The 15,300-nt window shown below is 47.2% G+C and carries 12 protein-coding genes and 1 tRNA gene; 10 read left to right on the top strand and 3 right to left on the bottom strand.

Annotation, left to right across the window (positions count from 1 at the left end; genetic code table 11):
• The first annotated feature begins 141 nt into the window (after positions 1-141).
• From P9B68_RS09135 to P9B68_RS09150, 4 genes are all read left to right on the top strand, one after another.
• The gene (locus P9B68_RS09135; protein WP_277668926.1) at positions 142-1,044 is read left to right on the top strand and encodes a type IV secretory system conjugative DNA transfer family protein; all 903 of its coding nucleotides are present in this window, start codon (positions 142-144) and stop codon (positions 1,042-1,044) included.
• 67 nt (positions 1,045-1,111) lie between these two features.
• Positions 1,112-2,035 carry a helix-turn-helix domain-containing protein gene (locus P9B68_RS09140; protein ID WP_277668898.1) on the top strand — a complete coding sequence of 308 codons (924 nt, stop codon included), beginning with the start codon at positions 1,112-1,114 and terminating at the stop codon, positions 2,033-2,035.
• Between the two features lie 72 nt (positions 2,036-2,107).
• Positions 2,108-2,440, top strand: coding sequence for an AbrB/MazE/SpoVT family DNA-binding domain-containing protein (locus tag P9B68_RS09145; RefSeq protein ID WP_135658015.1), 333 nt, complete (start codon positions 2,108-2,110; stop codon positions 2,438-2,440).
• Positions 2,437-3,096 (top strand): hypothetical protein, encoded by a 660-nt coding sequence (locus P9B68_RS09150; protein ID WP_135658017.1) that lies wholly within the window; start codon positions 2,437-2,439, stop codon positions 3,094-3,096. Before P9B68_RS09145 ends, P9B68_RS09150 begins: the two co-directional genes overlap by 4 nt.
• Positions 3,097-4,162: 1,066 nt before the next feature.
• Here the strand turns inward: P9B68_RS09150 and P9B68_RS09155 are convergent.
• Positions 4,163-4,238, bottom strand: a tRNA-Val gene (locus P9B68_RS09155).
• Between the two features lie 158 nt (positions 4,239-4,396).
• Here P9B68_RS09155 and P9B68_RS09160 point away from each other — a divergent pair.
• From P9B68_RS09160 to P9B68_RS09180, 5 genes are all read left to right on the top strand, one after another.
• Positions 4,397-5,272: a patatin-like phospholipase family protein gene (locus tag P9B68_RS09160; protein ID WP_135658019.1), complete on the top strand. Its 876-nt coding sequence runs from the start codon at positions 4,397-4,399 to the stop codon at positions 5,270-5,272.
• Positions 5,273-5,358: 86 nt separating this feature from the next.
• On the top strand, positions 5,359-6,237 hold the full coding sequence (locus tag P9B68_RS09165; protein ID WP_277668899.1) for a metal ABC transporter substrate-binding protein: 879 nt from the start codon (positions 5,359-5,361) through the stop codon (positions 6,235-6,237).
• A gap of 10 nt (positions 6,238-6,247) precedes the next feature.
• A complete protein-coding gene (locus tag P9B68_RS09170; protein ID WP_277668900.1) occupies positions 6,248-6,991 on the top strand; it encodes a metal ABC transporter ATP-binding protein in 744 nt (247 codons plus the stop codon).
• Positions 6,988-7,833, top strand: coding sequence for a metal ABC transporter permease (locus P9B68_RS09175; RefSeq protein WP_135658025.1), 846 nt, complete (start codon positions 6,988-6,990; stop codon positions 7,831-7,833). The genes P9B68_RS09170 and P9B68_RS09175 overlap by 4 nt, the downstream gene beginning before the upstream one ends.
• Positions 7,834-7,918: 85 nt before the next feature.
• Positions 7,919-9,142 carry a DUF1015 domain-containing protein gene (locus P9B68_RS09180; RefSeq protein ID WP_135658027.1) on the top strand — a complete coding sequence of 408 codons (1,224 nt, stop codon included), beginning with the start codon at positions 7,919-7,921 and terminating at the stop codon, positions 9,140-9,142.
• Positions 9,143-9,256: 114 nt separating this feature from the next.
• Here the strand turns inward: P9B68_RS09180 and P9B68_RS09185 are convergent, their stop codons facing one another.
• The gene (locus tag P9B68_RS09185; RefSeq protein ID WP_277668901.1) at positions 9,257-9,853 is read right to left on the bottom strand and encodes a hypothetical protein; all 597 of its coding nucleotides are present in this window, start codon (positions 9,851-9,853) and stop codon (positions 9,257-9,259) included.
• Positions 9,854-9,880: 27 nt separating this feature from the next.
• Entirely contained in the window at positions 9,881-11,164 is a 1,284-nt protein-coding gene (locus P9B68_RS09190; RefSeq protein WP_277668902.1) for an amidase domain-containing protein, read from the bottom strand.
• A 353-nt stretch (positions 11,165-11,517) separates the two neighbouring features.
• On the opposite strand from P9B68_RS09190, the gene P9B68_RS09195 reads away from it, so the two are divergent.
• Positions 11,518-15,285: a phosphoribosylformylglycinamidine synthase gene (locus P9B68_RS09195; RefSeq protein ID WP_277668903.1), complete on the top strand. Its 3,768-nt coding sequence runs from the start codon at positions 11,518-11,520 to the stop codon at positions 15,283-15,285.
• Positions 15,286-15,300 lie beyond the last annotated feature (15 nt).

Below are 15,300 nucleotides of genomic sequence, written 5' to 3' on the forward strand. Positions count from 1 at the left end.
CGAATTTTGTGCAAAAGGCGAGCGCCATATTGTCAGCGTATTCAAAATCATTCAGGAGTTGCTGCAGACGAAGGCAGTAAAGTCAAAGGCAGATAAAAGTGTTAAGCCCAAGAATGAGTATCAAAAACTCATGGAGCTGCTCTGAACACCGCGGAATCCAGTATGCATAGTGTCATGAGTACGGCAATGAGTCGGTTGCTTTCCTTCATTGACAGCGAATTAGAGCAAATCCTTTGCTTTGATTCCTATGTGGATGCAGAGCAGTTCTGCAACGATAAAGTGGCTGTTTTCATTGTATTTCCGGAAGAAGACCCCACGAAGTTTTTTCTCGTCAATTTGTTTGTTTCTGAACTTTACAACGAATGTCTGACCATCGCGAACCAGAATGGAAAAAATAAATTGGACCGGCGTATCCTTTTTTATCTGGACGAAATTGGGACCATGCCGAAATTTGATAATCTGGATCAGATGTTTATGGCCGGGCGGTCCAGAAACATCCTTTTCTTTCCTATGCTGCAATCGGTCGCGCAGTTTGATAAAAAATACGGCCGCGACGGAACAAACATCATTTTGGAAGCCTGCCAGAATGCCTTAGTTGGCGGACAGGCTCCACTATCAAAAAGTGCAAGCGATTTTTCCGATATGCTGGGAAAGATGACGGTTCAGGCGGGAGGCGTTTCCTACAACGGAAACGGGCTGCTTCAGACAAGTTCATCCCAAAATTATCATATGGTATCAAAACCATTGATTAGCGCAAACAAACTTAAAACACTGCCTAAAAATCAATGGGTATTAATGAAAACACATAACCACCCGTTTATAACGACTCTAAAGCGCTATAACGAATGGGGAATTGAACTAAACTGTCCCTATGAAATGCCGGAATTCGCGGCACGCCCTGTGCGCTACGCCAGCAAAGATGAACTATGGGCCGCAGTACTTGCCCAATATCCGCAGAAACGAGAACCGGAACCGGAAGAAATTCCACTTCCAGAGGAACCTCCCGTTGTGCGGAAGACGCACATTTCGGATGAATTGATATAACCTGAATTGATAAAAGAGGGAACCGACTGAACCGGTTCCCTCTAATTTTATATAAGGAGAATATGCCGTGGAAAACTTTTACCTGTGCAACAGTGCCGCCCTGCAGGCCAACCTCTCAAAATCAGCGTTTAAGGTTTACTCTTTTCTTGCCATGAGTGCACACAATCGCACCCGTTCCAGCTTCTACAAACGGAGCAGCATCGCGATGCATTGCCATATGAGCGTATCAACGGTGAACCGTGCGGTTCGGGAACTGTGTGGGAAAGGATTGTTGGAAGTGAAACGCAGATTTTTAGAAAAAGGTCAGCAGACTTCCAATGACTATATTCTGATCGACAATCCCCAGCTCACAACAAACGATATTGTGGCTTCTCAGGCCAATCAAACGCAGCCTAAATTTAACTGCGATAATTACACAAAAAAGGCTCAGAACGGCGTTCAGACAAAACTTTGCCTATTCAAATGTAGCCCTGCCGGATTTCAGGTAAAGCTATCGCCATCTGAAATGAAAGTGTATTCCTGTCTGTTTTTTCATGCCGGCCGGTCCGGTCAATGCAAACCATCGAAGAAACGGATCGCCTCCGACTGCAGTATGAGTGTGGACACGGTTACCAGGGCTATTCGGAAACTGAAAAGCGCAGGCTTAATATCCATTGTCCCGCAGACGCGGATGGAACGTTATGGAAACAATGGAACCAGTGTAAATCTGTACATACTGAATGCTTCAACGGATCGGAAAAAACATTCCAGAAAGCACTTCCCAAGCCTTTGGAAAGTGCTGTTTTATCTTTTTTTCATCCGTTTGACACCCTCCCCCATGTCACTGGTGACACCCCATAGAACTATATCCAGAACAAAGGTTACGTTAAAGCAGAGAAAAGAGTATTTTATCTCTCTATTAGCTAAGTGCTATACAGCGAATATTTATCCGAAATCGTCATGGAAAAACCAGTTAACCGGAAGGCAACGAAAATTCAGTGACTCCGGATAATATCACAGCTGGGCAATTCTTTTTTCCCTGCTTTAGAACATCTTTGCGAAAAATGAGATTGGAGAGGACAACATGAACGAAATTATTGGACTTCCGGTTCTTGTTTCGGAGCGGCACCGGATTGTGATCAACCGGAGCTTTCGGGATTTGCTGAATATTCCAGAAACCGGGTCCGTACAGGTTATCATTAACCGGAACCGTTTGCAGGTATTTCCAGACGTCGTTGAACTAAAGGGAGGAGTCCGAAAAGATATTAGTGCAGGCAGGTTTAATCTGCCGATGGAGTGGGTTCGGGCAAACGGCGTAGAGGTTGGTGACTACGTCTTTTTGATTGCAGCGGAGGATTGTATTCTCGTCTGTCCATCCATCAAATTTTCAACTTTTTCTCAGGAGGGCCAATTATGAATTATAGTGGGATAATTACCATGTTGATTTTACTACTCTATTTTGCTAAAATAGAATATGAAAACAAGGGCATAAAATGGGGTAATTCTTTGGATTATGCAGTACTAGGCTCCCTAATTATTGTAGCGTTAGAATTGGGTTTCGAGATCTGGAGAACCTTTAAGGATAGAAATGATTCTCAGTCAGAACACACAAGGATTCAGGATAATGACGACAAGAATAGGAATCTGCTTATTAAGGACCATGAGCGACTAAGTGATAAAATCGACGCGAGCCAAACTCTCATCAGAGAGGGACAAGGACGCATTTCGCAGACAACATCTGAAATACATGCGGCAGTTTCGTCAATTGATAAACAATTAGCTGTAGAAGAAGCCAGAAGAGAGGAACTAATAAATTCCATGACTTCCAACCAGCGTAATCTGCATGATCAAATTAACGCTATTTATGCATTAAATGAGCAATTACCTATCCTGCAACTTGAAAAGCAGCAGATTACCGAAAAATACGAAGCTCTTCTAAAAGAACATAAAGATCTAGAGCATAACTACCTCATTCTCCAAATGGAACGCGATGAGTTGCAAAAGAAATATGAGTATCTTTTACAAGGCTTCGAGCAGGAGGAAACTGAGAATTTTACACAGAAGATCGAATAAAAATAACAGAACGAAGCGGAGCAGAATTTCCTGCTCCGCCTTTTTATAGAGAGGTTTGATAATCATGAAATACATTGGCAAAATTATTAGCTACCCAACAAAGTTGTTCGTTAACAACCGCATCTACATTCCTAAAGAATATTTACACTTTTATGGAATATCGGAAATCAATGATGAGTTGTTCTTTAAAACATCAGATCGACAACTGTTTTATCAGCCATCTTATCTTTGCAGAAAAGAAGCAATCCATACAAGTCTTGCTCCATTATTGGGGGACTGGTTACTTTACCTATTTCGTGGGTTAGAGAACACCGGCTGAAACATGGGGATATCCTGTTCTTGCTGGGAACAACAGAGGGAATACTGGTTCTTACAAAATAGGAAACAACAAAAAACGTGAAGCAGTTTTGCTCTGCTCCACGTTACCTACGGGTTATTTTCTTTGTTCATGTCAGAATTAATCAGATCAACCACATATGCGTTAAGACTTTTTTCTCTTACATTTTTCGCAAATGCAGCAACCACTTCTTTCTAACCTTTTGGAAGTCGAATTAAAAGCACGCATTTCGGTTACATGTCAAGGTCTGTACCCTTATTGGCTAGTGAGGGTGCAGACTTTTGTTTTTCCACAACACTCCACAATGCGGTTTGCATTGTGTACCTCATAATCCGAATGTAACATTCGCGGCGTGAGGTTGGCGCCCTTTGAGAAATATTTCAATCAATCGGCACCAGCGATTGATGAAATCATAGTGTAACACAAAGACTTTCTTTGTCGGAGCCGGAAACTTGGATACCGCGAAGCCGGCATAACCGCGTTTGCGATCAACTGCATGCTGATATCCAACTGGCAATTGGATGTGCGATAATCCCGGCAAAGTTATAATGATACTTCTGTCCGGCCAACGTTACTGTATTGGGGGCAGCTTCCAGAGAACCTGGAAGAGGAATCTTTATTCCTATGCGATTATGCCAACAATCCTTTGTGATACATAAAAATCTATTTGATAACAAGGGCAAAAAACAACAAGGGCAAAAGCTTTCGCTTTTACCCTTGATCATAATGTGGTGGACGTTATAGAACTCGAATCTATGACCTTTCGCACGTCAAGCGAATGCTCTACCAGCTGAGCTAAACGTCCATATTTTTTAACGCTCGACTATTATAGCGCATATTCGTGGAAAAATCAAGTCTTAATTTTAAAAAATTCCGTATCCTTATCAATTTGCTTGTATTCAAAGTTCTCTTCGGCTATAATAATTTAGAATAAGAAGCTGAATAGAATGTGAGGTGCTAGCTATGTCGATCGGTTTGGTTTTGGAAGGCGGCGGTATGCGCGGGGCATATACAAGCGGCGTGTTGGAGGTTTTATTGGAAGAGAATATCGAGTTTCCAACAGTATACGGCATCTCTGCCGGTGCCTGCAATGCACTAAGCTATATATCCAAGCAGAAAAAACGGAACTTCGATATTTTTTATAACTATATTGCGGATAAGCGATACATTAGTGTGGAAAATTTAAATCAAACTGGATCGCTGTTCGGGTTTGATTTTATTTTCGGTGAGCTTTTTCACAAGCTCCTTCCATTTGATTACCAAACCTTCTTCGATTCCCCGGTTGGATTGAAGGTAGGCGCGACGGATCTGAAAACAGGTGAGGCAGTCTATTTTGACAAAGCGGATCTGGATGAGGATTTTACCGCCGTTAAGGCGTCAAGCTCACTGCCGTTTATTTCCAATATAGTTTCTTACCGCGGGTATGAACTGCTGGACGGCGGCTGTGTTGCGCCGATCCCGATTGAGCGTTCGATTTTTGACGGGAATGAGCGAAATGTGATTGTCTTGACACGTGACCGCACATATCGTAAAAGTTTGCGCCCGGAATTCCCCCGCGCGGTGCTTCGGGTAAAATACGGCGATTATCCGAATTTTGTGAATGCCATGCTTATTCGAGCGGAGGTTTACAATGACGAACTGGAAATCTGCCGCCGACAGGAGGCAGCGGGAAAAGCCGTTATCATACGGCCCAGCAGGCCGATTGAGGCCGGACGTTATGAAAAAAATCCCGAGGTTCTCAAAGCGATTTATGAGATGGGCATGAACGACTGTCGAAACAAGTTGAAAGAATTGCATGCATTTATGGACGCTGATATCGGAGAAAAAAAGGACGGTTAAAATCCGTCCTTTTTTTCTTGACAATGTGAAAAGAGCGGCTTATTATATTTTATATGCAAATGATTTGCATTTGAGGAGGCACGCAAATGAAAAAACTTACTGCCGTAGTTTTGGCGGCTGTTATTTTTTTCTGTACGGCAGGGTGCGCACACCGAACGGAGAAACCGATTCGTTTTCGGGTGGTGACCTCGTTTTATCCCCTGTATATTATGGCGCTCAATATTACCGACGGCGTTTCCGATGTACAGGTTGACAATATGGCGGGGCAGCAAGCCGGCTGCCTGCATGATTATCAGCTGCGGTCGCAGGATATGAAAAATATCGAACAGGCCGACGTGTTTGTTATTAACGGCGCGGGAATGGAAAATTTCATGGATAAGGTAACGGCCCAGCTTCCCAAGCTGCGCGTAATCGATTCCAGCAAGGGGATAACGCTGGCAAAAGACGAAAGCGGGGAGGAAAATCCGCACACCTGGGTTTCCATTACGAATGCCATCCGGCAGGTGTCCAATATTGCGGAAGGCCTTGCGGAAGCCGACCCCGCAAACACCGCTGTTTACCGGAAAAATGCGGAGGAATATGAAGCAAAGCTGAGCCTCCTGCGTAAAAAGATGCATGAGGAACTGAGCAGTATTTCGAACCGGGATATTATCACTTTTCACGAGGCGTTCCCGTATTTCGCCGAAGAGTTCGGATTGAATATTGTGAGGGTGGTCAACCGGGAACCCGACAGCCAGCCGAGCGCACGCGAACTTGCCGAGACGATCCGCCTTGTCCGTGCAAGCGGCATCAAAACGATTTTTGCGGAGCCGCAGTATCCGGAGTCAGCGGCGAATATTATCGCAAAGGAAAGCGGTGCGGCAGTTTATTCGCTTGACCCGGCGGTAACGGGTGAAAACAAGAAAGACGCTTATCTAACCGCAATGGAAAACAATCTTACGGTTCTAAAAAAGGCTTTAAAGTAGGGGGGCACACATGGAAACTTGCAGGTGCAGTACGCAAATACGCAATTTAACGGTAAAAAAACACGATGGAGTGATTCTGCATAACGTATCGCTCGATGTTCACCACGGAGAAATCCTGGCACTAATCGGTCGGAACGGCGCGGGCAAGACAACGCTTTTGAAGGCGCTTCTGGGGCGCATCCCCTACACGGGCAGCGTGGTTTTTTCGAACGCGCGGGGGGAGAAGATTGAGAAACCGCGCATCGGGTATGTGCCGCAAAACTTGGTTTTTGACCGTTCCACGCCGGTTACGGTGGGCGATCTGCTTTGCGCGAATATGGGCGGTTTCCCTGTTTGGCTGGGGCATAAAAAGGAACAAATAGCACGGGCGGAACGCCTGCTCGCACAGGTTGGCGGAAGCCCTTCCCTGTTGAAAAAGCGCATCGGCAGTTTGTCCGGCGGTGAGCTGCAGCGCGTGCTGCTCGTTTTTGCGCTGGAACCGAAGCCGGATCTGCTCCTTTTGGATGAACCGGTTTCTGCGGTGGATCGAAAGGGAATCGGGGCCTTTTACGATCTTGTCACCTCGATGCGTGCGGAGCATCAAATGCCGATCATTCTCGTTTCCCATGACTTAAACCATGTGGAAAAATACGCAACCCGGGCCGCCTTGCTGGACGGTACCATTGTTGTAAGCGGAACTGTGAATGAGGTTATGAAAACTCCGGAAGTCAGGGAAGCCTTCGGACTGAAATTGACCGGAGGGGTGAGGAAATGAGTGTGATTTATTCCTTAATCGGTCTGCTTCTGCCATTTGAATGGACAGAATTTTCCTATATGAAAAACGCGCTGCTGGCGGTTCTGCTCATTACGCCGCTGTTCGGGCTGGTCGGCGTGATGATCGTGAACAACAAAATGTCATTTTTCTCCGACGCGCTTGGCCATTCGGCGCTGACGGGCATTGCAATCGGCGTTTTGATGGGCGTTGACAACTATCTTGTTTCGATGATGGGCTTTTCGCTGCTTTTTGCGCTTTGCATTTCGGCGGTTATGAAGTCCGAAACCTCCTCTGCGGACACGATTATCGGGGTGTTTTCTTCCACCGGGCTTGCCCTGGGCATTGTGCTGCTGTCGGCGTCCGGGGGGTTCGCAAAATATTCCGGCTATTTAATCGGGGATATTTTAACGGTGCAGCCGGAAGAAATCCGCATGCTTGCATTGATTCTGGCAGCCGTTGTCCTTCTTTGGGGCTTCTTTTTCAACAAGCTGATGCTGGTCAGCATGAATACCGATCTTGCCGCGAGCAAGGGAATCCGCGTCCGGCTGGTGGAAAAATTCTTTGTGATTCTGGTTGCGGTGATTGTTACCGTTTCCATTAAGTGGGTCGGCGTGCTGATTATCAATTCCCTGCTGGTGCTTCCTGCGGCCTCGGCCCGCAACCTTGCGAAAAGCATGCGTTCCTATCATTTTACCGCCATCGGGATTTCCCTGTTTTCCGGCGTGAGCGGGCTGATCATCTCCTATTACGCCGGAACTGCGGCGGGTGGGACTATTGTTCTGGTAGCCGCCGTCATCTTCTTTATTACGTATTTTTTGAACCAGGCGCGCGCAAAGTCCTGATTCGGGTTGCATGGGGATAAGGATTTGTGGTACTATTTTAACAAAGTAAATCCGTAAACTGGATAAACGGAACAGGAGATTGAATATGAAGCATCCGTATTTTAAGCCAGCGGATATCCTGCTGCCGAAGAACGTGCCGACCGAAAAATGGTGCGTGGTGGCCTGCGACCAGTACACTTCCCAGCCCGAGTACTGGCAGGAAGTGAAAAAAGCGGCGGGGGATACATCCACATATTATCTGATCTATCCGGAATGTTATCTTGAAACGACCGACACCGAAGCATATGCCGCCGGAATCAATTCCACAATGAAGCGCTATTTGAAGGAGGGCGTGTTCCGGGAGCTGAAGGACAGCTACCTTCTTGTCGAACGCACCCTGGCGGACGGCAGGGTGCGCCGCGGGGTCATAATGGCTCTGGATCTGGAACAGTACCGCTATGAAGCGGGGAGCAAAACGCCGATTCGCGCAACCGAGGGAACGGTTCTGGAACGGATCCCTCCCCGTATGGAAATCCGGCGCGGCGCTCCGCTGGAGCTTCCCCATATCATGATTTTGATTGACGACAAACAGCGCAGCGTGATCGAGTCGATCGAGCCGCAGGATTTAGCGCTGGAATACGAAGGAAAGCTGATGCAGAACAGCGGAAGCATCCGCGGTTTCCGCCTAAACAAAAGGGCGGCCGAGCGGCTGGAAAATGCGCTGGATAACCTTCCGGTCAGGGATAATCTGCTTTTCGCCGTCGGGGATGGGAACCATTCCCTGGCGACCGCGAAGGCCTGCTTTGAAGAACTGAAAAAGACGCTGGCACCAGAAGAGGCCGCGTGTCATCCCGCGCGCTGGGCGCTTGTGGAGGTCGTGAACCTTTACGACGATTCCCTTCGGTTTGAGCCGATTCACCGCGTAGTTTTCCTGACAAAGCCCGAGGAGCTTCTGCGCGAGCTTTCAGAGTATTATGAAATTTCCGAAGTTCCCTGCAAAGGACACCGAATTACTTGTATTACCGGAAAAGAGAAAAAGGATATCTGGGTGAAAAATCCGCCGTCCAATCTTGAGGTGGGTACATTGCAGAAATTCCTTGACACGCGCCTTTCATCGGTAGGTGGAAAAGTCGATTACATACACGGGGAAGATGTTGTTGAAAAGCTCTGCGCTGAAAACGCGGACGCGGTTGGCTTTCTTCTTCCCAATATGGAAAAAAGCAGTTTATTTGAAACCGTAGCCCTTGATGGCGCGCTGCCGCGCAAGACTTTCTCCATGGGTCACGCCTGTGATAAGCGGTTTTATATGGAGTGCAGAAAAATTAAATAAATCTTAAAAGCCGCTCATTGTGGCGGCTTTATTGAGAAATAAATCCGCATAAACAAGAAAGGGAGTTCTCACTCGCGTGAAAGCTCCCTTAATAACTTAAAAATTTTATTCAGACTATGATGGAGAAGCTTCCTGCACCAGAGGGTCATCAAAGGGTAAATTACCAATAATTGGATCCAGTGAAACACGCTGGACAAGTTTTGCTTTAAGCAGATGATTTGCAGAATTTATATACTTTAATGTCTCCTGATTTCCCTCCTCACATTCACAGAATTCTAAAAATTCCTCAACTTCCTGTCGTTGTCCTTCATATTTATCCCCGCCCAAGTCATCCGGTAATTTGCCCATAGTGTATTGCACCAAATGTTGTTTGTAAATTTTCCAGTTAGTAGCATTTAAGTCATCCAAACTCCACTTTTTCTTCATTAACTTCAAGAATTCAGCGTCTCGTTTTTTTAGCGATTGCATGGCTTTTTCCTCATCCTGAAAGGTGCAGACTAATGGGTTTTTCTTACCGTTTATCACCAGAACATTTTTGACTACCACCGGATTCAGATTTTGCATATTGGAGCTAACAGAAGTTTTCAAATTTACGGACAGCACTTCGATGGGTTCGGAAGTGGTGATTTTTCCTTGCAAGCTTACCACCGGAAAACAGACGACAGGGACCAGAGCAACGACTGCAATTAATAGTTTTTGTGTTTTTTTCATATACTACCCTTCTTTTTTATAAAATTGTCATGAAAAGATTGCATATATGGTACCATCCGGTTGGCTTAACCAACCTTTTGCTCGTCCGCTGTTATCTGAGGCCCAACATGCATAATCATCGGAGTGTTGTGTTATGAAAAAATCATAAAAAGTTCTTCCATATCTGGTTTTTTGGTTATTTGCCCGTTGAGTTACATAAGCAAGGTGATGATATACTTTATTACCAGATGTATCCATACCGATAACACTCCCACCTTTTGTATAAAGTTGCTTTGAAAAATCTAAAAAATGCTCTTTTGTTAAACCAGTATACCATCTTGGCTTCCAATATTTTGCAAATTCAGAAGCGACAGTCCATGCTTTTGTCGGTATGGCTCCGGTATAAAAGTAATTACTATGCCAATAACCATCCTGGGGCACGCCGCCTTCTTTACAAATTTGTGAGACAAAATTTGTACAATCTCCACGGTTGTAATAAATGTACTCGGAGTTGGGCGATTCCGCATACTGTAGGGCGTATTCGTTTGCGGCTGTAATATTCGTCAATCCTGAGATCTGGTTAGGAGAAATTTTTCCTGGTTCATTTGTCCGGGTGGAAGTTAAAGAATTTTGCTTTTTTTTAACAAGTGAATCCGTGTCGGGTAAATGTCCTATCATATCATCCAACACGATTTTTGAGATAGTATGATTCCGTAGTTTTGTGTTTGCAAGAGACACAAAGTCTATTACCTCATTATTTAAAATACTGTTTTCATAAGTATCTAAAAAGGCTTCTAAACTTTGAAACTGTTTTAATAAGCTACCCTGTTCATCATACATTTTATTTGAATCGGGGTCACTCATATAATAATCAATTGCAGTTCGATACTCTTTCCGATTATCGTTATTGAGCTCATCAAGACTATACTTTTTTGCTAAAATCTTTAGAATGGTATCGCACTTTGTTTTTGCGAGTTTTAAAGATTCATTCGGATTTTCAAAAGTAAATAACAGTGAATTTTCAACACCGTCGATTACAATGGATTTTTGATATAATATATCTCCGAAGCCACTTAATAGATTGTAATTTGCATCAGCTTTCTTATGGGCTTCAATTACCTGAATAGGCTGGGTGGTGCAGTATTTTCCTTCTTTTAATAGAGCAATCGAATTTTGATCTTCATTCTCATCATTCATTGAAGAATCATGAACGGCTGAGTCTTTTTTATCGTTGAAGTTTGGATCTTGATTAGCTGACGCAGCTAAAGGCACAGATACGAAAAAAGATAGAGCTAAAATAGAGCAAATCAATTTTTGATGTATGAGTTTCATTTTTATTCCTCCTAAATTAATAGGCATTGTTTTACATTTTTAGAAACAATTATAAATGTGCAACGGTATCATCTTCTCAAAACTTTTCTTATTTAAAATTATATTTTCGAATTATTAAAATGTCAACAAAAACAATGGGAAAAATTTCAAGAATTACCAATATTTAAAAATAAGAATAGACTTCAAGTTTATAACGACCGCCGGATGACTCCGACGGTTTATTTTACTATATTGAATAATTTTTTATCGAAAGTGTCAATGTTTTACGAAGCGCTTTATAATGGGGCGGAATTGTGATACTATTAAAGAAATCATGTTCAAACGGCTGCTTTAGGCGGCGGAACGGGGGAAATATGTCTGACGTAATCAGAGTATTTGTAGAAAAGAAACCCGGCTTTGATGTGGAAGCACAGCACATCCGGTCGGACCTTGTCGAAAATCTAGGGTTGACCTCCGTTGAGGAAATCCGGCTGATCAACCGCTACGATGTTTCCGGGCTGACAAAAGAACAGTTTGCCGCGGCGCGGGACACCATTTTTTCAGAACCGAATGTGGACAACGTATATGACGAAGTGTACCCTTTTCCGGAAGGTTACACCGCATTTGCCATGGAGTATCTGCCCGGTCAGTATGACCAGCGCGCCGATTCCGCCGCGCAGTGCGTCCAGCTTTTGACGCAGGGGGAGCGCCCGCAGGTAGCGACCGCCCGCGTAATTGCCGTTAAGGGCAATGTAACGGAAGAAGAACTGAATAAAATCAAGAATTATATGGTGAACCCTGTGGAGAGCCGCCTTGCTTCTATGGAAAAGCCCGAAACTCTCGACACGGCGGCGGAGACGCCTCCCGATGTCGCTCGTGTGTCGGGCTTTATCGATTGGAGCGAACAGGAGCTTCGGGGGTATTATGAATCCATGGGCTTTGCCATGAGCTTTGAAGATCTGGTATTCTGCCGCGACTATTTCCGGAAATCGGAAAAGCGCGACCCGAGCGTGACGGAGCTACGCGTGATCGACACCTACTGGAGCGACCACTGCCGCCACACCACGTTCTCAACCCGTCTGGAAAAGATTGAGATTGAAAAATCCGCTCTCAGCGGTGTGATCGAAGACGCTCTCAAAGCATATTACGACGCGCGCGCCGAAGTGTACGGCGAAACCGACCGCCCGGTTTCCTTAATGGACATGGCGGTGATCGGTATGAAGCTTCTGCGCAAAAGAGGGAAAATCCCGGATTTGGATTTAAGCGAGGAGATTAACGCCTGCTCCATTGAAGTACCCGTTACTGTGGACGGAAAAGAAGAAAGATGGCTGGTGCAGTTTAAGAATGAAACCCACAACCACCCAACGGAAATCGAGCCGTTCGGCGGCGCGGCAACCTGCCTCGGCGGCGCAATCCGCGACCCGCTTTCCGGCAGGGCGTATGTCTATCAAGCTATGCGTGTAACCGGTTCAGGCGACCCGCGCGTTCCGTTCGAGGAAACCCTTCCGGGCAAGCTGCCGACCCGTAAAATTACCACCGGTGCGGCACAGGGCTACAGTTCCTACGGCAACCAGATCGGCCTTGCCACCGGGCAGGTTACCGAGCTTTACGATCCCGGTTATGTTGCGAAGCGTATGGAGATCGGCGCGGTTATCGGCGCGTCCCCGAAGGAGAATGTTGCCCGTTTAACGCCGGAGGAGGGCGACTTGATCGTGCTTCTCGGCGGCAGCACCGGGCGCGACGGCTGCGGCGGGGCGACTGGCTCGAGCAAGGCGCATACCGAGCAGTCCATCGAAGTCTGCGGCGCGGAGGTACAGAAGGGAAATCCGCCTACCGAGCGGAAGATACAGCGGTTGTTCCGCAAACCGGAGGTTGCAAAGCTTATTAAACGTTGCAACGACTTCGGCGCGGGCGGCGTGTGCGTAGCCATCGGCGAGCTTGCCGATGGGCTGAAAATTGATTTGAATAAGGTGCCGAAAAAATACGAGGGGCTTGACGGAACGGAGCTTGCGATTTCAGAGTCGCAGGAACGAATGGCGGTTGTGCTTTCCCCGCAGGATGTAGATTCCTTTATCGCGGCGGCGAACCAGGAAAACCTCAACGCGCAGGTTGTCGCTGTGGTCACGGGCGAACCGCGCCTGCGCATGAAATGGCGCGAGGACATTATTGTCGACATCAGCCGTGCATTTTTGGATACGAACGGCGTCATACAGAAAAACAATGTTGTCATCGAAGCAGTAGATTCCGAACGCGACTACCGGAAACTCGTTCCGGATTGTTTGAAGGGGAAACCGGTGGAAAAAGCGTTCCAGGAAAACCTGTCCCGGCTGGAGGTCTGCGGGCAGAAAGGGCTTTCCGAGCGCTTTGACTCCAGCATCGGCGCCGCGACGGTGCTGATGCCGTTTGCTGGTACCTATCAGCTTACGCCGGAAGAGGCAATGGTGGCCAAAATCCCGGCTGTTCGCGGAGAAACCGACGACGCGACCGCAATGTCCTACGGTTATATTCCGGGAATTGCCCGTTTCAGCCCGTTCCACGGGGCTGCTTACGCCGTTGTGGAAAGCCTTTCCAAGCTTGCCGCCGTCGGCGCGAACCCGATGAAAGCAAGGCTGACGTTTCAGGAGTATTTTGGAAGGCTGAAAAAAGCCCCGAAGCGTTGGGGAAAACCGACTGCCGCGCTTTTGGGCGCGCTGAGCGCACAGCTTGGCTTAGGCCTGCCGGCGATCGGCGGCAAGGACAGTATGAGTGGAAGCTTTGAAGAGCTTGACGTTCCGCCGACATTGGTCAGCTTTGCTGTCGCAATGACGAAAGCAAGCACGACGATTTCCGCGGCGTTTAAAAAGCCCGGGGCAAAAGTGGTTTTGTTCCCGCTGCCAGAGAATCCGGAGACCCTGCTGCCCGACTGGGAAAAGCTGGAAGAATATTACAGCAGCATTCATAATATGATACAGAGCGGCACCATTCTCTCTGCTTCTGTTGTAAAAGAAGGCGGCGCGGCGGCCGCGGTTGCGAAGATGTGTTTCGGCAATCGGCTCGGCTTCATTTTTGAGCCATCGGTTCTGGATGAAAAGACCCTCTTTGCGCCGGCTTCCGGTTCCATTCTTGCCGAACTTGCGTATGGCGTGGAAGTTCCGGACGGGTTCCCCGCGGTTGAACTGGGCAAGGTGTCCGTCATGCCGCAGGTTGTTCTTGGCAGGGAAAGACTGGACCTCGATGCGCTGATTTCCGCATGGAACGGTACGTTGGAAAAAATCTTCCCGAATCAGGCGGAAGAACAACCGGTTGCGCGAGATATTCCTTTCTATAGCCAGCGTTTTGAAAAGGCTCCGGCGGTAAAGGCCGCGAAACCGCGCGTCTTTATTCCGGTGTTCCCAGGTACAAACTGTGAATACGACAGCGCGCGCGCCTTTGAGAGGGCGGGTGCGCAGCCGGAAGTCCTTGTTGTACGCAATCTGACCCCTTCCGATATTGAAGTGACGATTGAGCGTATGGAAAAAGCAATCCGCGCGTCGCAGATAATTATGCTTCCGGGCGGATTCTCCGGCGGTGACGAACCGGACGGCTCCGGCAAGTTTATTGCGACCACCTTCCGCAATCCCAAAATTGCAGAGGCAGTAAATGATCTTCTGAAAAACCGCGATGGGCTGATGCTTGGAATCTGCAACGGGTTCCAGGCCCTGATTAAGCTGGGGCTTGTGCCCTACGGCGAAATTATGCACCCGGATGAAAAGGCGCCGACGCTGACCTTCAATACGCTGGGACGCCATGTTTCCCGCATGGTATACACCCGGGTAACCTCTGTGAAATCCCCGTGGTTTGCCGGGGTGGACGTGGGAGATGTATTCGCGGTGCCTGTCTCCCACGGAGAAGGCCGCTTTGTGGCAAGCAATGCGGTTCTGGAGAAGCTGATTGCAAACGGTCAGGTCGCAACCCAGTACACCACTCCGGACGGCAAGCCGAGCGGCAGAATCGAGTGGAACCCGAACGGCTCCGTCTGCGCAATTGAGGGCATTACCAGTCCGGACGGGCGTATCCTTGGAAAAATGGCGCACTCAGAACGCATGGGTGTAAATCTGTACAAGAACGTTCCTGGCGAAAAGGACCAGAAGATTTTTGAATCGGGAGTAAAATACTTCAAATAATTCAGGTGAAAAATA

Origin of the sequence: Caproiciproducens galactitolivorans, from assembly GCF_029266045.1 — a bacterium.
Classification (GTDB): Bacteria; Bacillota; Clostridia; order Oscillospirales; family Acutalibacteraceae; genus Caproiciproducens; species Caproiciproducens galactitolivorans.